Source organism: Duganella callida, from assembly GCF_004614165.1.
Taxonomy (GTDB): Bacteria; Pseudomonadota; Gammaproteobacteria; order Burkholderiales; family Burkholderiaceae_D; genus Rugamonas; species Rugamonas callida.
Map to the genome: position 1 here is coordinate 33,255 of NZ_SPVG01000088.1, position 20,359 is coordinate 53,613.

At 62.8% G+C, this 20,359-nt stretch carries 19 protein-coding genes; 6 read left to right on the forward strand and 13 right to left on the reverse strand.

Going from position 1 to position 20,359, the window contains the following annotated elements:
- The first annotated feature begins 1 nt into the window (after window position 1).
- Window positions 2-1,009, forward strand: a complete 1,008-nt coding sequence (locus E4L98_RS09205; RefSeq protein ID WP_135201260.1) for a LacI family DNA-binding transcriptional regulator — start codon at window positions 2-4, stop codon at window positions 1,007-1,009.
- A gap of 151 nt (window positions 1,010-1,160) precedes the next feature.
- Here E4L98_RS09205 and E4L98_RS09210 read toward each other — a convergent pair whose 3' ends face one another.
- The 8 genes from E4L98_RS09210 to phaC form a co-directional block, all read right to left on the reverse strand.
- Entirely contained in the window at window positions 1,161-3,584 is a 2,424-nt protein-coding gene (locus E4L98_RS09210) for a TonB-dependent receptor (protein WP_135201261.1), read from the reverse strand.
- Window positions 3,585-3,825: 241 nt separating this feature from the next.
- Window positions 3,826-4,911, reverse strand: a complete 1,086-nt coding sequence (locus tag E4L98_RS09215) for an ABC transporter ATP-binding protein (RefSeq protein ID WP_135201262.1) — start codon at window positions 4,909-4,911, stop codon at window positions 3,826-3,828.
- A gap of 3 nt (window positions 4,912-4,914) precedes the next feature.
- Complete coding sequence (locus E4L98_RS09220) at window positions 4,915-5,793, reverse strand: carbohydrate ABC transporter permease (RefSeq protein ID WP_135201279.1); 879 nt, start codon at window positions 5,791-5,793, stop codon at window positions 4,915-4,917.
- 92 nt (window positions 5,794-5,885) lie between these two features.
- On the reverse strand, window positions 5,886-6,770 hold the full coding sequence (locus tag E4L98_RS09225; RefSeq protein ID WP_135201263.1) for a carbohydrate ABC transporter permease: 885 nt from the start codon (window positions 6,768-6,770) through the stop codon (window positions 5,886-5,888).
- A gap of 3 nt (window positions 6,771-6,773) precedes the next feature.
- On the reverse strand, window positions 6,774-8,018 hold the full coding sequence (locus E4L98_RS09230) for an ABC transporter substrate-binding protein (protein ID WP_135201264.1): 1,245 nt from the start codon (window positions 8,016-8,018) through the stop codon (window positions 6,774-6,776).
- Window positions 8,019-8,062: 44 nt separating this feature from the next.
- Window positions 8,063-9,433 (reverse strand): GH1 family beta-glucosidase, encoded by a 1,371-nt coding sequence (locus E4L98_RS09235; RefSeq protein WP_135201265.1) that lies wholly within the window; start codon window positions 9,431-9,433, stop codon window positions 8,063-8,065.
- 175 nt (window positions 9,434-9,608) lie between these two features.
- Window positions 9,609-10,163: a polyhydroxyalkanoate synthesis repressor PhaR gene (gene phaR / locus E4L98_RS09240; RefSeq protein WP_135201266.1), complete on the reverse strand. Its 555-nt coding sequence runs from the start codon at window positions 10,161-10,163 to the stop codon at window positions 9,609-9,611.
- A 204-nt stretch (window positions 10,164-10,367) separates the two neighbouring features.
- Window positions 10,368-12,104 (reverse strand): class I poly(R)-hydroxyalkanoic acid synthase, encoded by a 1,737-nt coding sequence (gene phaC, locus E4L98_RS09245; RefSeq protein ID WP_135201267.1) that lies wholly within the window; start codon window positions 12,102-12,104, stop codon window positions 10,368-10,370.
- Window positions 12,105-12,136: 32 nt separating this feature from the next.
- On the opposite strand from phaC, the gene E4L98_RS09250 reads away from it, so the two are divergent.
- Window positions 12,137-12,349, forward strand: a complete 213-nt coding sequence (locus tag E4L98_RS09250; protein ID WP_135201280.1) for a hypothetical protein — start codon at window positions 12,137-12,139, stop codon at window positions 12,347-12,349.
- 17 nt (window positions 12,350-12,366) lie between these two features.
- On the opposite strand, the gene pgeF is transcribed toward E4L98_RS09250, so the two are convergent.
- Together pgeF and E4L98_RS09260 are read right to left on the reverse strand one after the other, a co-directional pair.
- Window positions 12,367-13,155 carry a peptidoglycan editing factor PgeF gene (gene pgeF, locus E4L98_RS09255; RefSeq protein WP_135201268.1) on the reverse strand — a complete coding sequence of 263 codons (789 nt, stop codon included), beginning with the start codon at window positions 13,153-13,155 and terminating at the stop codon, window positions 12,367-12,369.
- Complete coding sequence (locus E4L98_RS09260; RefSeq protein ID WP_135201269.1) at window positions 13,155-14,195, reverse strand: RluA family pseudouridine synthase; 1,041 nt, start codon at window positions 14,193-14,195, stop codon at window positions 13,155-13,157. Before E4L98_RS09260 ends, pgeF begins: the two co-directional genes overlap by 1 nt.
- A gap of 63 nt (window positions 14,196-14,258) precedes the next feature.
- On the opposite strand from E4L98_RS09260, the gene E4L98_RS09265 reads away from it, so the two are divergent.
- Entirely contained in the window at window positions 14,259-15,074 is an 816-nt protein-coding gene (locus E4L98_RS09265; protein ID WP_135201270.1) for an outer membrane protein assembly factor BamD, read from the forward strand.
- Between the two features lie 41 nt (window positions 15,075-15,115).
- Here E4L98_RS09265 and yaaA read toward each other — a convergent pair whose 3' ends face one another.
- Window positions 15,116-15,886, reverse strand: coding sequence for a peroxide stress protein YaaA (gene yaaA, locus E4L98_RS09270; protein ID WP_135201271.1), 771 nt, complete (start codon window positions 15,884-15,886; stop codon window positions 15,116-15,118).
- A gap of 34 nt (window positions 15,887-15,920) precedes the next feature.
- Between yaaA and E4L98_RS09275 the strand changes: the two genes are divergently transcribed.
- From E4L98_RS09275 to E4L98_RS09285, 3 genes are all read left to right on the forward strand, one after another.
- Window positions 15,921-16,358, forward strand: a complete 438-nt coding sequence (locus E4L98_RS09275) for a putative toxin-antitoxin system toxin component, PIN family (RefSeq protein WP_135201272.1) — start codon at window positions 15,921-15,923, stop codon at window positions 16,356-16,358.
- Window positions 16,359-16,440: 82 nt separating this feature from the next.
- Window positions 16,441-17,595, forward strand: coding sequence for a pyridoxal phosphate-dependent aminotransferase (locus E4L98_RS09280; protein ID WP_229257327.1), 1,155 nt, complete (start codon window positions 16,441-16,443; stop codon window positions 17,593-17,595).
- A 15-nt stretch (window positions 17,596-17,610) separates the two neighbouring features.
- Window positions 17,611-18,558 (forward strand): HD-GYP domain-containing protein, encoded by a 948-nt coding sequence (locus tag E4L98_RS09285; RefSeq protein WP_135201274.1) that lies wholly within the window; start codon window positions 17,611-17,613, stop codon window positions 18,556-18,558.
- Window positions 18,559-18,586: 28 nt separating this feature from the next.
- Here the strand turns inward: E4L98_RS09285 and trxB are convergent, their stop codons facing one another.
- Entirely contained in the window at window positions 18,587-19,534 is a 948-nt protein-coding gene (gene trxB, locus E4L98_RS09290) for a thioredoxin-disulfide reductase (RefSeq protein WP_135201275.1), read from the reverse strand.
- A gap of 154 nt (window positions 19,535-19,688) precedes the next feature.
- A partial coding sequence (locus tag E4L98_RS09295; protein ID WP_135201276.1) for a tetratricopeptide repeat protein occupies window positions 19,689-20,359 on the reverse strand: 671 nt, incomplete at its 5' end.

The following is a 20,359-nucleotide window of genomic DNA, read 5'->3' on the forward strand; positions in this document are numbered from 1 at the left end:
TGTGGCAACACTGAAAGACGTGGCAATGCTCGCCGGTGTAGGCATGTCGACAGCATCGCGCGCCATTTCAGGCGCAGGTCCGGTATCGCAGGAAGCAATGCGCAAGGTGCAGGCGGCGATCGAGCAGCTCAACTTCCGTCCTTCATCCATCGGCCGCTCGCTGTCGGCGCAGTCGCTGGGCATGATCGGGATTTTCGCGCCCTCCTTCTTCGGCGCCTACTACGGCACCATCCTCAAACAGACCGACATCGAACTGCGCGCCGTGCGGCGTCACGTGGTGGTGGCCACGGGATGCGGCGACGGCACGCCGCGCGACGAGGCCATCGAGGCGGTCAAGTTCCTGATCGGCCGCGATTGCGACGGCATCGTGGTGCTGGGCCACGACCTGTACGATGAAGACCTGCAGATGCTGCACAAAATGCATCCGAAAATGGCCTTCCTCAACCGCCGCAGCCCGGACCTGGAAACGTCCTCGTTCTGCCCGGACCATTACCACGGCGGCCAACTGGCGGCGCAGACCCTGCTGGAAGCGGGCCACCGCAAGCTGGCCGTGATCTCCGGCCCGGTCGGCACCTCGGACAACGAGGAGCGTCTGCACGGCTTCTTCGACACGCTGGAAAAGAGCGGCATCGCGCGCGCGACGGTGCGCCAGATTCCCTCTGACTTCTCGCGCGAAGGCGGCTTCGGCGCCACCCAGCAGCTGATCAACGAAGGCCGCCACTTCACCGGCCTGTTCTGCGCCAACGACGAGATGGCGGTGGGCGCCATGTCCTGCTTCCACCGCGCCGGCATCAAGGTTCCGGACGACGTCTCCATCGTCGGCTACGACGACGACTACTCGGCCGAGTTTTCATCGCCGGGTCTGACCTCGGTGCACATCCCGATGCAGCAGCTGACGCAGAACGCAGTGCGCTGGCTGCTCAACATCTGCTACGGCACCCAGCACGACATCGCGCGCGAATTCCCCGTCACCGTCACCATGCGCGGTTCGGTCGCCGCGCCCCGATAAAATCCGGGGTCAGTTCTGCCAATCGCACACGGTCTCTACCGTAGCATGCGCTACGGTAGAGTCCGTGTACGATTGGCAGAACTGACCCCGGATAAAAAAAAGGCTGGCGGAAGGGTACGCCAGCCCAAAGACCACTAACCCCCTAAAACTTTTAGAACTTCATCGACACGCGCGCGCCGAAGGTGCGCGGGTTGTTGTAGTACGCGGCCCAGATCTGCTGGGTAGGCTGGCATGGCGCGCCGACCTGGGTGCAGACTTCGATCGAGTCGTACTTTACTTCCTTGTCGGTGGCGTTATTGACGAACAGCTCGGCCGTGTAGGCTTTGCCGAACGGTTCGTAGCGCACACTCAGGTCCAGGGTGCTGTAGGCATCCTGGTTCTTCACGCCAGGATGGCCTGGCACATCGTTGCTGAACGCGCCCGAGCCGATGAAAGACTTGGTCTCATGGTGGCCCGAGATGCGTGGCGTGATGCGGCCTTTGCTGGTCTCGAAATCATGCTCGTACATCAGCGTGGTGGCGAAGGTCGGCGCGTGTTTCAGCACGCTGCCGCCGACGTTGACAATCGGCGCGTTGACGCCGCAGGTCTGGCCATTGGCGCGCGCCGCGTCCACGTCGCAGGACAGGAAGTCGTCATAACGTGCCTTCAGCCAGGTGGCGTTGCCGCTGAAACGGTCGCCGCTGGTCGGACGCCATGCCCATTCCGCTTCCACGCCCTTGACCGTGGCGCCGGCCGCGTTGAAGTTTTGCAGCGTGTTGTTGACCACCTGCGACTCCAGCTTGTCCTTGTACTTCATCCAGAAGGCGTCGATATTCAGCGACAGCTTGCGGTCCAGCAGATCCGACTTGAAGCCGAATTCGTAGCTGGTCAGCTTCTCAGGCTTGGTGGTGGCGCCGCCGTCGCCGATGGCCGGCGAATGGAAGCCGGTGGTCACCGATGCGAAGGTCAGGATGTCCTTGGATACCTTGTACTCGACGCGGCCCAGCCAGGTCGCCTGGCCATATGCCAGATCGGCGGTGTTGTCGCCATAGGTATTGCCGCAGGTGGCCTGGTTCACCACGCCGCCCGGCCCGATGTTGTGGGTGTTGATGGTGCCCACGCCCGGCGTCACCAGTTGCGCGATCTGGTTCGGCGTCAGCGTGGCGCCGCGCGGCGCGTTGTCCGGCCAGTTCGGGCAGGCCCAGTTCTGACCACCGATGTCGAACTTGTGGTCCTTGGTGTAGCGCGCGCCGGCGGTCAGCTTCCACACCGGGTCGATGTCGTAGCTGCCCTGCGCGAAGACGGCCTTGGAATGCAGCTCGCGATCCCCCTGGATGAAGGACATGGCCGAGGCATACTGGCCCACGGTCGGCTGCACGAAGATCACGCTGCCGCTGGCGATGTCCTGGGCCAGCATCTCTTCGGAAATCTGGCTGCGGTCGATGTCGAAGCGAATCTTGTTCTTTTCGCGGAAGAAGAACAGACCGCCCACCCACTGCAGCGGCGAGTCGCTATCCGAACGTACCTGGATCTCGTTGGAGACACTGTCGAACTGCGACCATTCGGTGCGGTTCTCGGCCTTGAAACCAGGGTAGAAGCCGGCGTCGGCATCGCTGGCGTTGGTCCGCTTCAAGCGGCTCCACGCGCCCAGATACTGGGTCGAGATGCCATCCATCGGACGCCACTCCACCTTGGTCTTGCCGGTGATGATGGATTGATCGAGCACGCCCGGGGTATCGATCAGCGCCGCGCGCAGTTCCTGGCCTGGCTTGGGCTCCGCCGACAGATAAATATTGCCGGCGCCGGTATCGCTGTAGTAGTCGGCGATGAAGGTGGCCTTCAGGTCCGGCGTGAACTTCCACAGCAGCGAGGCGCGCGCGCCTTCCTGATTACCGGCGCCGTATTTCTGCGCGCCCGGCAGCACATTGGAACCCTTGAGGAAGTTAACGTAACCGTCATGCTGATCCTTGATGGCGGCGATGCGCAGCGCGATATCGTCGCTGAGCGGAATGTTGATCATCCCCTGCGTCTGAATGTGATGGTAATCGCCGACCGTGATGCTGCCGGAGCCGAACACCTTGCTGGTGCTTGGCGCACCCGACACCAGATTGACCGCGCCGGCGGTGGAGTTGCGCCCGTTCAGCGTCCCCTGCGGGCCGCGCGCCACCTCGACGTGGTTCAGGTCATACATCAGCGCCGTCGCCCCCTGCGGACGCGGCACGTAAATGCCGTCCACATAAAACGCCACGGCCGGATCGCCCAATTCCGTGTGGTTGGCCGAGCCGACGCCGCGCATGTACACGTGCACGCCGCCAGAATCGCTGTGCGGCTCGACCACCAGGCTGGGCACCATCGCCGTCATGCTGGCCAGGTCTTTGACCTGGTTATTGGCCAGCGTGTCCTGCGTATAGGCGGTGATGGCCAGTGGCGTATCCTGCACCAACGTATCGCGGCGCGTGGCCGTGACGATAATCTTCTCCATATTGTCGCCGGACGCCGCCGGCGCGTCGCCGCCCGGCGTGCCCTGCTGCGCGTAAGCCGCGCCGGCGGCCAGCGCGATTTGCGCGATGCTGATAGCTAAAATCGTTTTTTTCATTGTCTTCCTCGCTTCTTCATCAGTTAAACGTGGAGCGCACTCCCTGCTCTACGGCAGGATCCGCGCAGTGGAACCGCTTCCACCACAGGACGCACAGACGCGTCGGGCCATCCCGTGGCAGGCCCGGGGGTAAAACAAACCTGGAAAACTCCGGGGTCAGGTCTTTCTTTGCCTCACGCTCTCAGCAGTAGAAGGCACTACCGATCAGGCCGTGACGCAATGGAAGACCTGACCCCGGATTTCAGAGCCGCTGTTCGGTGGCTCCGTCAAACAGGGAAATGCGGGTGGTGCGGACCGAGAAGCTGATGTCTTTCCCGGTGTCGAGCTGCGACTGGTCCTGCACGATGCCCGCAACCTGGGTGCCGTGGGAATCCAGCCAGACCACGCGGTGCGCTCCCATGGCTTCGACCAGCGTCACCGTCGCGCGCACCGCCTGACCGACGCCATCGCCATGGCCGACGTCGATGTCTTCCGGCCGCACGCCCAGCACGCAGGCGTGCTTGCCGGACCGCGGCTGCTTGAAGGGGTAGCCAGTCACGTCGACTGACATATATTCGCTACTGAAGATGGCGCGGCCGTTCTGCATCTCCACCGTACCCTTGAACAGGTTCATCCCCGGCGAGCCGAGGAAGGTGGCGACGAACAGGTTGGCCGGCTCGTTATAGATCACGTCCGGCGTGTCGAACTGCTGCACCACCCCGCCCTTCATCACCGCCATGCGCTGCGCCAGCGTCATCGCCTCGACCTGGTCGTGGGTGACGTAGATCATGGTGGCGCCCAGCTTCTGGTGCAGCTGTTTCAGCTCGCGCCGCAGTTCGGTGCGCAGTTTCGCGTCCAGATTGGACAGCGGTTCGTCGAACAGCATCACGTCCGCCTCGCGCACGATGGCGCGGCCGATCGCCACCCGCTGCCGCTGGCCGCCCGAGAGGTTGGCCGGTTTGCGCTTCAGCAGCGGGCCCAGTTGCAGCATGTCGGAGGCGCGCGAGACGCGGCGCGCAATCTCCGCTTTCGGCGTGCCGTTGATGCGCAGGCCGAACGACATGTTCGCTTCCACATCCATGGTCGGATACAGCGCGTAGGACTGGAACACCAGCGCGATGCCCCGGTCCTTCGGATCGGCCCAGGTCATGTCCTTGCCGCCGATTTCGATCTGGCCGGCGCTGGTGTCGATCAGGCCCGCGATGCTGTGCAACAGGGTCGATTTGCCGCAGCCCGATGGACCGAGCAGCACCACGAACTCCCCTGCCTTGACGTCCAGGTTCAGGGATTCGATCACCTTGTTCCCGCCCAGCTGGATCTGCAAATTACGAATCGCTACATTAGACATGTTTTATCCTTTCACCGCGCCGGAGGCGATACCGCGCACGAACCAGCGGCCGGAGATGAAGTAAAGCGCCAGCGGCACGACCGAAGTCAGTATGGTCGCCGCCATATTCACGTTGTACAGGCGCTCGCCGGTGGTGGTGTTGATGATGTTATTCAGCTGTACCGTCATCGGCAGGTGCTCGGAACCCGCGAACACCAGGCCAAGCAAAAAATCGTTCCAGATGCCGGTGACCTGCATGATCACCGCCACCACGATCACCGGCGTCGACATCGGCAGCATCAGCTGCAGGAAGATGCGCCAGAAACCGCCGCCGTCGATACGCGCCGCCTTGAACAGCTCCAGCGGCAGCGCGGCGTAGTAGTTACGGAACAGCAGCGTCATCACCGGCATGCCGAAGATGGTATGGATGATGATGATGCCCGGCAGAGAGCTGAACAGATTCACCGCCGCCAGTACCCGCACCAGCGGATAGATCATCACCTGCACCGGGATGAAGGCGCCCATCATCAGCACCGCGAACAGGAAGCCGGAGCCGCGCGGCCGCCAGAACGACAGCGCATAGCCGTTCACCGCGCCGATGGCGATCGACAGGATGGTGCTGGGCACCACGATGGCCACCGAGTTCCAGAAGCCGCCACGGATGCCGTCGCATTCCAGGCCGGTGCAGGCGGTGGACCAGGCCTGCCGCCACGGCTCCAGCGTGAAGTGCCGCGGCAGCGCGAACAGCGTGCCGAGGCGGATCTCCTCCATCGGCTTGACCGACGTTACCAGCATCACGTACAGCGGCAGCAGGAAGAACAGCGCGGCGATGATCAGGAAGCCGTACACGCCGATGCGCGCCGGGGTCCAGGCGAGGCTGCGGCGCGGACGCGGCAACGGGATGCTGGCATCGTTGGCGGCACCGGCGCTGGCGGCCGGCGCGGGATCGGCGCCGCGCGCGGCGCCGGTTTTATCGAGTTTCACGACTTGTCCCATCATGCCCCCAAGGCGGCGCGGCGATTGCGCACAAAGTACAACGGCGCGACGATGGCCAGCACGGTCAGCAGCAGCACAATCGACGCAGCGGAAGCCAGACCGATATTGGCGCGGCCGAACAGATAATCCATGATGAACTTGGCCGGCACCTCGCTGGCCGTGCCCGGGCCGCCCTGGGTCATGGCCACCACGGCGTCGAACACCTTCACCACCATCACGAACAGCAGCACGAAGGCGGTCGATACCGATGGCCCCAGCATGGGCAGCACGATGCTCAGGTAGACGCGCCAGCGCGGGATGCCGTCGATGCGCGCCGCCTTCCAGATTTCTTCATCGATGCCGCGCAGGCCGGACAGCATCAGCGCCATCACCAGCCCGGACGCCTGCCACACGGTGGCGATCACGATGGTGTAGATTGCCATGTCCTGGTCGACAATCCAGTCGAATTGCGCGCTGGTCCAGCCCAGTTGGTGCAGCACTTCCTGGATACCCAGCTCCGGATTCAAAATCCATTGCCAGATCAGGCCAGTGGCGACGAACGACATCGCATACGGATACAGGAATACCGTGCGCAGCGCGCCTTCGGCCATCACTTTCTGGTCGATGAACACGGCCAGCAGGAAGCCGATCAGCAGGCACAGGGCGATGAACAGCACGCCATAGACGGCCACGTTCTGCAGCGACAGCAGCCAACGCTCGTTATTGAACAGGCGGATGTACTGCGACGCGCCGACGAAATCGCTGGCCGGGAAGGTGCGCGAGCTGCTGACCGAGACGCGCGCCGTCCACAGCATGGTGCCGAGGTAGGCCAGCAGCACGGTCAGCGCCATCGGCAAAATCGCGATGTAGGCGCCGAATGAAACGTTGAGACGTTTCGTGGTCATGATTTATTCGCCCTTGATGGCGCGGGCAAACGCTTTTTGCGCGTCTTCCGGCGACTGGTTCTTGTTCCAGTAACTGGTCAGCACATCCTGCAGCGCCCCGGTGGTGTCGGGCGACGCCAGCATCTCGGTGTTGGGCAGCTGACGGCTCTTGTCCTTCATGATCTCCAGGCCCTGGCGCGCGCAGATATCCAGCTGGCTGACGTCCACGTCGCCACGGATCGGAATCGCGCCCTTGCGAGCCGCGAATGCCACTTGCGGCGCCGGCGATGTCACCACGTTGGCCAGCAGTTTCTGCGCCTTGACAGCGTTGGCATCGGTGGTTTTCGGGAACACGAATGCGTCGCCGGCGACGATGTACGGCGCTTTCGGGCCGAAGCCGGCGAAGCAGCCGAAGTCCTTGCCCGCCACCTGTTTGGCGGCGGCGAATTCACCCTTGGCCCAGTCGCCCATGATCTGCACGCCGGCCTTGCCCTGTACCACCAGCGCGGTGGCGTCGTTCCAGTTGCGGCCCGGCGAACCGGCGTCGGTAAATCCCTTCAGCTTTTTGAATTCGACCAGCACCTGCCTGAAGGCCGGCGACATCACGGCTTTCTGGTCGCGGTCGCGGTACACCTTCAGATACAGATCGGCGCCGCCGACCATGGCGAAGATGGCGTCGAAGGTGATCTTCTCCTGCCACACCTGGCCGCCGAAGGCCAGCGGCACCACGCCGGCCGCTTTCAGCTTGGCCAGCTGCTGCAGGAATTCTTCCCAGGTCTGCGGCTCGTTGGCGATGCCGGCCTTCTTGTACGCGGCCTTCGAGTAGAAGAACCAGGCTGGCATATGGATGTCCACCGGCGCGGCGTAGAAGTGGCCATTGATCTTGATCGCCTGCAGTATCGACGGCGGCATGATCTGGTCCCACTTGCCGGCGATGGCGACATCGTCGACATTATTCAACAGGCCCTGGTCCACGAAGTCGCGGAACTGCTTGGACGTGTTGAACTGCGCGGCAACCGGCGCATTGCCGCCGACGATGCGGTTGATGGTGGTGGCGCGCGATTGGTCGGCGCCGGCGATGGCCTGATCGACCCACTGGCCGCCTGCCTTGTTATAGGCTTCCGCAAACTGCTTGACGGCGGCGGACTCGCCGCCGGAGGTCCACCAGTGAATCACGGTTGCTTTTAATGGCGCTTGCGCCTGTGCCGCGGTGCTGCTGACTGCCAGGGCTAACGCGATCGCGCTGCCCATTTGTGTGGCCTTGTTCATTCTGTCTCCCAAAGGGCGTTGGCCGCCCATTTTATTCGTATAGCTTAACTTTTGGCGTTCCGCTCCGCCAGAAATTGCGTGACCAGTTTTGCGCTGCGTTTCAGCGTCCGCTTCTGCGTGCTGTAGTCGACGTGGATGATACCGAAACGGCGCTCATAACCAAAGGCCCACTCGAAGTTGTCCATCAGCGACCAGATAAAGTAGCCGCGCACATCGACGCCCGCCTTCACCGCTTGATTCACCGCTTCCAGGTGGCGGTTCAAAAACGAGATGCGCTGGCGATCATCGACTTCGCCATCGACCACCTTGTCGTCGGTGGCCATACCGTTCTCGGTGATGTAGATAGGCGGCAGATTCGGATAGTCGCGGTGGAAGCCGACCAGCAGATGACGCAGGCCATCGGGATACACTTCCCAGCCCATCTGCGTGCGCTCCACGCCTTCCAGATCGACTTCGGTGTAGCCATGTTTGCCGTCGCTGACCACATTGGTGCGGAAGTAGTAATTAATGCCCAGGAAGTCCAGCGGCTGACCGATGATGTCCATGTCGCCCTGCAGGATAGTCGGTTCCGCACCCGGCCACAGTTCCCACAGCGCCGAAGGATAGGATTTCTTCAAGAGCGGATCGAGGATCCAGTTATTGTGCTGCAGCTCGAACAGCCAGGCGGCGCGCTGGCCGGCCTCGCTGGCGTCGGTGCTGGTGCCGCGGCCGACGTTGGCGACGATACCCACTTGCGCCGACGGGTCATTGGCACGCAGGTGCCGCACCGCCAGGCCGTGACCGAGCAGCAGATGGTGCATGGCCTGGGTGGCGAACACCACGTCCTGCTTGCCCGGCGCGTGATGGCCGGTGCCGTAGCCGTGCATCGCCGAGCACCATGGCTCGTTGAGCGTGGCCCAGGCGTCGACCAACCCATGCAGTTCGCGGCTGATCATGTCGGCGTATTCGGCGAAGCGGTAGGCGGTGTCGCGGTTGACCCAGCCGCCCTTGTCTTCCAGGTGCTGCGGCAGATCCCAGTGATACAGCGTCACGTAAGTCTTCAGGCCCTTGGCGCGCAGCGCGGTCAGCAGCTTGCGGTAGAAATCGATGCCCTTCTGATTCTTCTGGCCGTCGGCGGTCATCACGCGCGGCCAGGAAATCGACAGCCGGTAGGCGCCGACGTTCAGGGACGCCAGCAGTTCCACATCCTCCTGCCAGCGGTGGTAATGGTCGCAGGCGAATTCGCCGGTGTCGCCCGCCAGGGTCTTGCCCGGGGTGGCGGAGAAGGTGTCCCAGATCGACGGGATGCGGCCATCCTCGTGGATAGCGCCTTCTATCTGATAGGCCGCCGTGGCGGCGCCGATCAGGAAATCCTTGCGCCACAGGACCGAATCGGCCGGCGGCGAAAACGTCTCTTCCAGTGCTGCTGAAACCACATGAACTCCTTCGCTGAAACATAAGTGGAAGCGCTTCCACAAGATGTTGTCAATAGTAATACTGAAGAAATTAGGGTGTCAACGGATTATTCAAAGATTTTGTAACTAGGCTACAAAAAACGGCACGGCCCTTGCGGTGCCGTGCCGTCTGTGCGCTTCGAGCGACGTAGGGAAATTACTTTTTGTCGGGATTCGGCGGTACGGGCGCGAACGGGAAGGTACCGAACAGATTCTTGCTCTGGTTCTGCATCTGCTCCTGCATCTGCACGAACAGATTCTTGCTCTGGTCGATGTAGTTGTTCATCATGCCCTGCATCATCGGCCCCTGCACGTTCATGAACTGGGTCCACATCTCCGGGCTGAACGGCTGGCCGCCGACCGCGGTGCTGGTGAACTTGCGCTGGATGTCGGTAAATGCCTGTACGTTCTTTTCCAGGTACGAGCCCATCATGCCCTGCATGGCGTGGCCGTAGAAGCGGATGATCTGGGCCAGCACGTCGCTGGAGAACATCGGCGCGCCGCTCGCCTCTTCTTCCAGGATGATCTGCAGCAGGATGCTGCGGCTGAGGTCTTCGTTGGTCTTGGCGTCGACAACGGTGAATTCTTCGTTGTCCAGTACCAGCTGTTTCACGTCGGTCAACGTGATGTAGGAGCTGGTCTGCGTGTCGTACAGTCGACGATTCGGATATTTTTTGATCAGACGGTCTGCATTTTTTTTCGCACTACTCATCACTGGTCCGTTTATTGCGCCGCAGCGCATGTCTCTAAAAATCGGAAAGAAAGGCGACGGGTGGTCCCCTCTCCGCGTGCCTACTGCACCTATTATAGAGGGGAAAAAGCCCGTCTTGCACAACCCGTTATAACTTTTGGCATTTATTGCAACGCAACCAAATTTACAAACAGACAAGTATGGGGCTTTTCCCGCCGCTGGCGCTCAGTCGGCCTTGACCTTCACATAGCGTCCCGGCGCCGCTTCCAGCGGCTTGTAGCGGGCGTTGCCCGGCTTGGCCGGCGCTTTCACCTTCTTGCCGCCATGCTCGTTCAGGAAGGCGGCCCACTGCGGCCACCAGCTGCCCGGATGCTCGGTGGCGCCGGCCATCCATGCTTCCGCGTCGGCCGGTTTGGCGGCGCCGCGGCCGGCCGGCTTGTCGTTGGTCCAGTAGCTGCGCTTGTTCTTCGCCGGCGAATTGATCACGCCGGCGATGTGGCCGGAGGCGCCCAGCACGAAGCGGTTGGCCTTGGGCTTGCCCGGATTTAGCACGTTCAGCGAGTCGAACGCCGACGGCCACGGCACGATGTGGTCCTCGCGCGAGCCGTAGATGAAGGCCGGCGCAGCGATCTTGCTCAGGTCGACGACCTGGCCCGCCACCTTCAACTGGCCCGTCTTGAGCTTGTTTTCGAGGTAGGTATTGCGCAGATACCAGCAGAACATCGGCCCCGGCAGATTGGTGCTGTCCGAATTCCAGTACAGCAGGTCGAACGCGGCCGGATCGTTGCCCTTCAGGTAGTTGGACTGCACGTAGTTCCACACCAGATCGTTCGGCCGCAGGCTGGAGAAGGTGCTGGCCAGGTCGCGCCCCGGCATCAGGCCGCCGCCCTTGAGCTGCTGCTCGCGCAGCGACACCTGGGTCTCGTCGACAAACACGTCCAGCACGCCGGTATCGCGGAAATCGAGGAAGGTGGTCAGCAAGGTCAGGCTGTTGGCCACCTGTTCGCCGCGCGCCGCCAGCACCGCCAGCGCGGTGCCGACGATGGTGCCGCCGACGCAGAAGCCGAACATGTTCAGCTTGTCCTGGCCGCTGATGTCCTGCACCGCGCGGATCGCCTCGATCACCCCTTTTTCGACGTAATCGTCCCAGGTGGTCTGGGCCAGCGTCATGTCGGGATTGGCCCAGGAAATCATGAACACGGTATTGCCCTGCGCCACCGCGTAGCGCACCAGCGAATTTTCAGGCTGCAGGTCGAGGATGTAGAACTTGTTGATGCAAGGCGGCACCATCAGCAGCGGCGTCTGGTTGACGGTGGCGGTCTTCGGCGTGTACTGGATCAACTGGAACAACGGGTTTTCGTACACCACGCTGCCCTCGGTGACCGCCAGGTTGCGGCCGACCTCGAACGCCGACTCGTCGGACAGCGAAATGTGGCCCTTGTTCATGTCGGCCAGCATATTGGCCAGGCCCTTGGTCAGGCTTTCGCCCTTGGTTTCGATCATCTTCTGCTGTGCTTCCGGGTTGGTGGCCAGGAAGTTGGCGGGCGACATGGCGTCGATGATCTGCTGCACGGCAAAACGGATCTTCTGCTTCTGCTGCGGCGTGGCCTCCACCGCCTCCACCATCGCGTTGAGGAACCGGGCGTTCAGCAGGTAGGCGGCGGCATTGAATGCCGACATCGGATTGGCCTGCCACGCCGGCGAGCTGAAACGACGGTCGCTCAACTTGGGCGCCTTGCCCGCCAACATGTCCTGCCACAGCGCGCCGAAATCCTGCAGATACTGGTTCTTCAGCCGCTCCATCTCCTCCGGCTTGATGTGCGCGCCGACATCCTGCATCATGGCGGCCATCGGATGGGCCTCCGTGGCCGGCGCCTGCGTGAACCAGGATTGCCACTGTCCCGGATCGCTCATCTGCGACATCCAGGCGTTGGCAATGGCTTGTGGATCGGGCAAATTCATGTGTGATTCCCTAAAGTGAGTTAAACACAATGCTGCTGATTGTTGCTGTCGCTTGGATTTACGTGGTCGGCCTGATGGCCCTGACGGAAACTTCCATCGTTGCGGGAATTGTAACGTTTTTGTTCTATTGCGTGCTGCCTCTGAGCACCATCATTTACATCGGCGGCACAGGCAAGCGCAGGGCGCGCCGCCGCGCAGCCGAGCAGGCCGCGCGCGAAGCCCAGCAGGCTGCCCGTCGGGACTAGGCTGGCCTTGTCGCGCATTATTTGAGCCAGATCAGCGTGGCCTGGCGACCGGTGATGCCGTCGCGGCGGTACGAATAGAAACGGGCGGAATTGGAGACGGTGCAGTACTCGCCGCCGTGCACTTCCCTGACGCCGGCGCGATGCAGCAGATAGCGTGCCAGTCCGTAGATATCGCACAGGTATTTGCCCGGCTTGCCCGCCACCGTGCTGAAGGCCGCCTCCACGTGGCGCGTGTCCGAGTCGCTGACGGCGCCGGCCATGAAGGCCTGCATGACGTCGGGCCCGACCTCGAACTGGTAGCCGCCGATGGCCGGTCCCATCCAGGCCATCAGCTCGCCGGCGCCGGCCGCGCGCAGCGCTTCCGCCGTGCGCTCCAGCACCCCGGACGCCAGCCCGCGCCAGCCGGCGTGGGCCGCGCCGACCGTTTTGCCGTCGCGGTCGCAGAACAACACCGGCAGGCAGTCGGCCGTCATGATCACGCACACCTTGCCGGCGCGCGTGCTGATGCTGGCGTCGGCTTCGGGCACCTGCTGCGGCCCGACCTCGGCCACATTCACCACCTGCGTGCCATGGACCTGCGACAGCCAGACCGGATCGTCCGGCAGCATGTGACGCAGGATGCTGCGGTTTGCCGCCACATTGTGCGGCTGGTCGCCGACGTGGGTGCCGAGATTCAGGCCGCCGCCACCCATGCCGTCGTCGTACGGCGCGGGGCTGACGCCGCCGCGCCGGGTGGTCGACAGCACGCCTACATTGTCGGGCAATCCCGGCCATTGCGGGATCAGCCACTGCTGAGTTTGAGACATCAGATCTGTTCCGGTTCCTCGATGCCGGCGCGTTGCAGCAGCTCGGCAAAATCTTCGGCCAGCGGCACCATCCATTCGCACTGCTCGCCGGTGGCCGGATGGACCAGGCCCAGGCGGCGCGCCTGCAGCGCCTGGCGCGGGAAATAGTGCGCCAGGTGCGGCTTGCCGTACACCGTGTCGCCGACCAGCGGGAAGCCGATCGACATCATGTGCACGCGGATCTGGTGGGTGCGGCCAGTCTCCAGGCGGCACTGCACCAGGCTCACGGGACGGCCCTCGCCCAGCTTGCCGCTGCCGATCAGCGTGTAGTGGGTGATCGCCGGCTTGGAGCCCATGCCGGTCGACACCGCCATTTTCACGCGTTCGCGCGGGTGGCGGCCCATCGCAGCGTCAATAGTACCGCTAATGCGCGGCGTGCCCCACACCAAAGCCAGATACTCCCGCTTGACGGTGCGCGCGGCCAGCTGACGTACCAGGTCGGTCTGGGCGGCCAGGGTCTTGCCCACCACCATCAGGCCGCTGGTGTCCTTGTCCAGGCGGTGCACGATGCCGGCGCGCGGCACGCCGGCCAGTTGCGGGCAATGGTGCAGCAGGCCGTTCAGCAGGGTGCCCGACCAGTTGCCGGCGCCCGGATGAACCACCAGGCCGGCCGGCTTGTTGATGACGATCAGGTGCTCGTCTTCAAAAATAATGTCAAGTTCGATCGGTTCGGGCTTAAAAGCCTCGTCTTCCGGCTCCGGTTGGGGCAGAATGATGACCTTCTCGTCGCCGTAGACAGTGTCCTTGGTGCTTTTCGGCGTTTTGCCGTCGACCGTGACAAAACCGTCGGTGATCCACATTTGCAGACGGCCACGGGAAAATTGCGGCACCAGGCCGGAAATGACTTTATCGAGGCGCTGGCCGCAGGATTCGGGGCTCAGCTGCAGTTCGATGGGCGCCAGACCGTCCTCCTCGTCGCCAAAGTCGCCGTCCGGGAGGTCCAGGTCGGCATCGTGTTCGGAGGAAGTTTCGGCCGGGTTCGGCTTTGCGTTTAATATCACGGTAATCCTATCGGCTATAATTAGCCTCGTAAAACTTTGGTTAAACAGTTTCTTGCAAAAGATATGCAAAAAAAATTATCGGTAGTCGCAGCAACGGTGGTTCTGCTTGGTTTGTCCGGTTGTGGCCTGTTTTCTGAAAAGGCCGACGAAACAAAAGGTTGGAGCGCTACGAAATTATACTCGGAGGCGAACGAAGAACTGGAAGGCCAGCACTACGAGCGCGCAATTCAGTTGTTCGAGAAGCTGGAATCGAGCTATCCGTTCGGCACCTACGCCCAGCAGGCGCAGATGAATATCGCCTACGCGTACTACAAATCGCAGGACCAGGCCCAGGCGCTGGCGGCGGTCGAGCGCTTCATCAAGCTGCACCCGAATCACGCCAACGTCGATTACATGTACTACCTGCGCGGCCTGATCAACTTCAACGACCAGGTCAGCTTCCTGAACTTCATCTACGAACAGGACCCGACCGAACGCGACCCGAAAGCCACGCGCGAAGCCTACGCCGCTTTCAAGGAGCTGGTGACCAAGTTCCCAAACAGCAAGTATACCCCGGACGCGCTGGACCGCATGCGTTATCTGGTGAATGCGATGGCCTCGTATGAAATCCACGTGGCGCGCTATTACTACCGCCGCGGCGCCTACCTGGCCGCGGCCAACCGCGCCATGGGCATCATGAACGATTTCCGCGATTCGCCGTCGATCGAGGAAGCGCTGTTCATCATGATCCGCAGCTACGACAAGCTGGGCATGACCGAACTGCGCAACGACACCGAGCGCGTGTTCAAGCTGAACTACCCGAATTCCAAGTTCCTGGACCAGGGCAAAAAAGCCGAACGCAAGTGGTGGAATTTCTGGAGTTCCAACGCCAGCATGTAAAAGCGGGTAAAAAAACCGGGATCAGCATCCCGGTTTTTTATTTACGCGGCCAGCTTGCGGCGGAAAATCCAGGTCTTGTCGTCGGAGGCGGCGGGTTCGAAGGCATAACCGTCGACGTCGAACTTCTTGAGTTTTTGCGGATCGGTGATGCCCTTGACCGCCGCATAGCGCGCCATCAGGCCGCGCGCACGCTTGGCGTAGAACGAGATGATCTTGTACTTGCCGTTCTTGAAGTCTTCAAACAGCGGGGTGATCACCGGCACATCGAGCAGCTTGGGCTTGACCGACTTGAAGTATTCCTCGGACGCCAGGTTGATCAGGGTTTCGGCGCCCTGCTCCCGCGCGGTCTGGTTCAGCGCCTCGGTGATGGCGGTGCCCCAGAAGTCATACAGGCTCTTGCCGCGCGCCGTGCTCAGCCGCGTGCCCATTTCCAGCCGGTGCGGATGGATCAGGTCCAGCGGACGCAGCATGCCGTACAGGCCGGACAGGATGCGGATACGCGATTGCGCGTAATCCAGCTGTTTGGGCTGCAGGCTGCGCGCATCGAGGCCGTCGTAGACGTCGCCGTTGAAGGTCATCACCGCCTGCCGTGCCTCGCTGGTGTCCCTGGTCCAGTCAGCGTAGCGGGCCACGTTCAGCGCCGACAGATTGTCGGACAAGTCCATCAGCTCGCCGAGTTCGGCCGGCGACAACTGGCGCAGGCGCGCGATCAGCTGTTCGGCGTGGTCCAGAAAAGACGGTTGGGTGTGCAGCGTGGTGGTGGGCGGGGTTTCGAGGTCCAGACTTTTTGCGGGCGAAAGCACTATCAGCATAAGATTCCAAAATACAAATTCACAAACAAGCTACATGATACCTGTTCCAAAGAAACGCATCGTAATCGATACCAATGTCTGCCTCGACCTGTTCGTGTTCAAGGACCCGCGCTGGTCCGCCTTGCTCGACGCGCTGGAGACCGGCGCGGTGGAAGCCATCACCCGCGCCGATTGTCGCGACGAATACAACATCGTGCTGCACTACAAGCACCTGCCGCTCGACGACGACAGCCGTCCGCTGGCCGCGGCCCGCTTCGACCAGTTGATCAAGGTGGTCGCCCCGCCCGCCTCCGGCGTCCGCCTGCCCGTCTGCAGCGACAAGGACGACCAGAAATTCCTGGAACTGGCGCGCGATGGCCAGGCCGACGCCCTGATCACCAAGGACAAGCAGCTGCTGAAACTGGCCCGCCGCCTGGCGCGCGAAGGCATGTTCAAGGTGATGTTGCCGGAGAGGTGGACGCTCGACGCCTGAGCGCACCAAACCCGGCACGCTGCGCTAGAATAGGCTATCCGACAACAATCGCCGAGCCATGAATAGCCGCAATCAACTACCCATGACCCCGTCCCTGACCAGCCGCCTGCCGGCGGTCGGCACCACCGTCTTCACCCGCATGTCGGCGCTGGCTGCGCAGGCCGGCGCGGTCAACCTGGGCCAGGGCTTTCCCGACTTCGGTTGCGAGCGCAGCCTGATAGGCGCCGTCAACGCGGCCATGGAAGCCGATTTCAACCAGTATCCGATGATGAGCGGCGCGCCCGTGCTGCGCCACGCCATCGGCGCCAAGATCGCCGCCCTGTACGGCCATCAATATGATGTCGACAGCGAGATCACCGTCACCGCCGGCGCCACCCAGGCGCTGACCACGGCCATCCTGTGCAGCGTGCATCCGGGCGACGAAGTGATCGTCATCGAACCGGTGTACGACAGCTACGTGCCGGCGATCACGCTGGCCGGCGGCGTCGCAGTGGCGGTGGAAATGGAAGTCGGCGCCAAAGGTTACGCGGTGCCGTGGACCAAAGTGGCGGCCGCGGTCAACGGCAAGACCCGCATGATCGTCATCAACACTCCGCACAATCCGACCAGCAGCGTGCTGCGCGCGGCGGACATGCAGGCGCTGGCCGACATCGTGCGCGGCACGAACGTGCTGATCCTGTCGGACGAAGTGTACGAACACATGGTCTACGACGGCCAGCGGCACGAATCGGTGAGCCGCCATCCGGAACTGGCGGCGCGCGCATTCGTCGTGTCCAGCTTCGGCAAGACCTATCACGTCACCGGCTGGAAGATCGGCTATGTCGCCGCGCCGGCCGCGCTGATGGCGGAATTCCGCAAGGTCCACCAGTACAACGTCTTCAGCGTCAACACGCCCATGCAGCATGGCATCGCCAGCTATATGGCCGACCCCAAGCCTTATCTGGAACTGCCGGCATTCTACCAGCGCAAGCGCGACCTGTTCCGCGATGGGCTGAAGAACACGCGTTTCGAACTGCTGCCGGCCGACGGCACTTACTTCCAGTGCGTGCGCTACGACCGGGTATCCAGCCGGACCGAGGCCGAGTTCGCCGAATGGCTGACCACGGAAATCAAGGTGGCGGCCATTCCGGTCTCGGCGTTTTACCAGCAAGGCAAGGAGTCGGGCGTCGTACGCTTCTGCTTTGCCAAAAAAGATGAGACCCTGGCGCTGGCGTTGGAGCGTCTGGCCACAGTTTAAGACCGGGATACAGCAATGTCCGACACCAATCCATCGGATGCAACGCCCTCGGTGCTGCATCAGCTCAACCAGTGCAACCGCCGGCTCGAACGGCTGCTGCACAACCTGCGCAACGAGCACAACGCCGAAGGCGAAATACGCGCCATCGCGCGCGATGTGATCGTCGCGGTGGACATCAATCCGGACATTGCGCTGGCCTGCATCTTCCTCAGCCAGATCAACGGCAGCTACGCGGTGCGGCACTGTATCGAAACGGCCATCGTCACCGTGGTGATCGCGCGCGCGATGGAGCTGGGCGCGGTCAACACGCTGACCCTGACGGCCGCCGCGCTGACCATGAATGTCGGCATGCTGCGCCACCACGAAGGCTTCCAGAACAAGAACGCACCGCTGAACGCCGAGGAAATGGCCATCGTGCGCCGCCATCCGGAAGAAAGCGTGGACCTGCTGCGCTACGCCGGCGTGGACGACGAAGACTGGATTTCCTGCGTCCTGATGCACCACGAGAACGACGACGGCTCCGGCTATCCTGCCGGACTGGCCAGCCCCGAGGTGACGCGCAACGCCAAGTTGCTGAGCCTGGCGGACCGCTATTGCGCCCAGGTCTCGGCGCGCAACTACCGCCGCTCGCTGCCGGCGCGCCAGGCCCTGTGCAATCTGATCGACGATAAGGCCGCGCCGGTGGATCCCGAGCTGGTGCAATACTTCAAACGCGAACTGGGCGACTATCCGCCGGGCTGCCTGGTACGGCTGGAGAATGGCGAAGTCGGCGTGGTCAGCCAGCGCCTGACGGATGGCCGCCACGTCCACAGCCTGCGCGACGCCGATGGCGGCGTGCTGTCCCCGGCCGCCGTGCGCCGCACGGCCGACGACGGCTGCTATATCGCCGCCGTGCTGAGCGAAGACGAAGCGGCGATCCGCTTCAGCATGAGGCAGATCTGGGGCGCGCAAGCCAGTCTCTGACCGGCGCGCGGCCAACCGCCGTGGCGCCTTACTGCTCGAGATGGCGCTGGGCGTCCAGCGCCGCCATCGCCCCGCTGGCGGCGCTGGTGATGGCCTGGCGGTACACATGGTCCTGCACGTCTCCGGCGGCAAACACGCCAGGCACACTGGTGGCGGTGGCCATGCCCTCGGTGCCGGCCAGGGTCTTGATATAGCCGTCGTGCATTTCCAGCTGCCCTTCGAAGATGCCGGTATTCGGCTTGTGGCCTATGGCCACGAACAGGCCCTGCACCGGCAACGCCGCCACTTCGCCATCCGTTTCCGACCGTATCTTCACGCCGGTCACACCGCCCTCGCCGCCCAGCACCTCCGACAGCGTGTGACTCAACCTGATCTCGACCTTGCCTTCGGCCACCTTGGCCATCAATCGTTCGATCAGTATCGCCTCCGCGCGGAACTTGTCGCGCCGGTGTATCAGCGTCACCTTGCTGGCGATGTTGGACAGATACAGGGCTTCTTCCACGGCGGTATTGCCGCCGCCGACCACGGCCACCTCCTGGCCGCGATAGAAGAAACCGTCGCAAGTCGCGCAGGCGGACACGCCACGGCCCATGAACGCCTGTTCCGACGGCAGGCCCAGATACTGGGCCGAGGCGCCGGTGGCGATGATCAGGGTGTCGGCGGTAAACTCGTTGCTGTCGCCGATCAGGCGCAGTGGCTTTTCGTTCAACTTGACCGTGTGGATGTGGTCGAACACGATTTCCGTATTGAAGCGCTCGGCGTGCTGCAGGAAGCGCTGCATCAGATCGGGACCGGTCACACCCATCGGATCGGCCGGCCAGTTCTCCACATCGTGGGTGGTCATCAGCTGACCACCCTGCTCCACACCCGTCACGAGCAGGGGCTGCAGATTGGCGCGGGCGGCGTAGATGGCCGCGCTGTAGCCGGCAGGCCCCGAACCCAGGATCAGAACCCGTGCATGTCTGGTGGTGCTCATATTGTTCTCCTCATGCGATGGGAAGCGAATTGCTTCCTGTATGCAATAAGTCTAGTCAGAACAATGGAGACTTTGAATGCCCGGGATTGCCAATTAATTGCTTTATCGTCTCACCACGACAGCGCGTTCGCCGCCATACGCCAGCGCGGGCTCTTTAACGCGACAGCTGTTCGATCTTGCGCTCGACGAACGCGCGCAGTTCCGGCGTCAGATTGTTAGTGCCGCGGGCGCGGTTGTACGCTTCGCGGGCTTCGGACAGATGCTGGTCGGCTTGCAGCGAAATGCCCAGGCCCATCCACCATACACCGTTTTGTGGCGCCAGTTGCAGCGCGGCGCGATAGCGCTCGGCGGCTTCCGCGTGGCGCTGGTCGCGCTGCAGCACGCCAGCCAGGAAAGCCTGATATTCGGCGTTGTTACCGGCATAGGGCAAGGTCTTTTGTAAAGTGTCCAGCGCGGCCGGGCCGCCTTTTTCCAGTTGCAGACGGGCCAGCACCATGGCCAGGCCTGGCTGACCGGGATCGACGCCCAGAGCCAGGCGCAGCTGGCGGATGGCATCGTCGGTGCGGCGGTTTTCCAGCAGCAGGCTGACGTAAGTCTGACGCGCGGCATCGTTGCGCGGATCGAGATCCACCGCCTTGTCCAGCTCCGCCAAAGCGTTGCTGACGCGCCCTTCCTGCAGGGCTGCCAGCGCGCGGCGATAGCTGTTCTCGGCCATCTGTTTGGGCGTCATTTCGCGTACCAGCACGCCGTCGACCGGGGTGGCCGGCGCCGATGGCGCACGCGTCGCCTTGCGCGCCGGCGTCGCGGCTGGCGACACCGCGGCGC

What these genes read in the sequence shown, in the direction of transcription:
- E4L98_RS09225 (WP_135201263.1), bottom strand. Translation starts at nt 6,770, where the DNA reads ATGACCACGAAACGTCTCAACGTTTCATTCGGCGCCTACATCGCGATT.
- yaaA (WP_135201271.1), bottom strand. Translation starts at nt 15,886, where the DNA reads ATGCTGATAGTGCTTTCGCCCGCAAAAAGTCTGGACCTCGAAACCCCG.
- E4L98_RS09275 (WP_135201272.1), top strand. Translation starts at nt 15,921, where the DNA reads ATGATACCTGTTCCAAAGAAACGCATCGTAATCGATACCAATGTCTGC.
- E4L98_RS09210 (WP_135201261.1), bottom strand. Translation starts at nt 3,584, where the DNA reads ATGAAAAAAACGATTTTAGCTATCAGCATCGCGCAAATCGCGCTGGCC.
- E4L98_RS09265 (WP_135201270.1), top strand. Translation starts at nt 14,259, where the DNA reads ATGCAAAAAAAATTATCGGTAGTCGCAGCAACGGTGGTTCTGCTTGGT.
- phaR (WP_135201266.1), bottom strand. Translation starts at nt 10,163, where the DNA reads ATGAGTAGTGCGAAAAAAAATGCAGACCGTCTGATCAAAAAATATCCG.
- E4L98_RS09215 (WP_135201262.1), bottom strand. Translation starts at nt 4,911, where the DNA reads ATGTCTAATGTAGCGATTCGTAATTTGCAGATCCAGCTGGGCGGGAAC.
- trxB (WP_135201275.1), bottom strand. Translation starts at nt 19,534, where the DNA reads ATGAGCACCACCAGACATGCACGGGTTCTGATCCTGGGTTCGGGGCCT.
- phaC (WP_135201267.1), bottom strand. Translation starts at nt 12,104, where the DNA reads ATGAATTTGCCCGATCCACAAGCCATTGCCAACGCCTGGATGTCGCAG.
- pgeF (WP_135201268.1), bottom strand. Translation starts at nt 13,155, where the DNA reads ATGTCTCAAACTCAGCAGTGGCTGATCCCGCAATGGCCGGGATTGCCC.
- E4L98_RS09280 (WP_229257327.1), top strand. Translation starts at nt 16,441, where the DNA reads ATGACCCCGTCCCTGACCAGCCGCCTGCCGGCGGTCGGCACCACCGTC.
- E4L98_RS09230 (WP_135201264.1), bottom strand. Translation starts at nt 8,018, where the DNA reads ATGAACAAGGCCACACAAATGGGCAGCGCGATCGCGTTAGCCCTGGCA.
- E4L98_RS09285 (WP_135201274.1), top strand. Translation starts at nt 17,611, where the DNA reads ATGTCCGACACCAATCCATCGGATGCAACGCCCTCGGTGCTGCATCAG.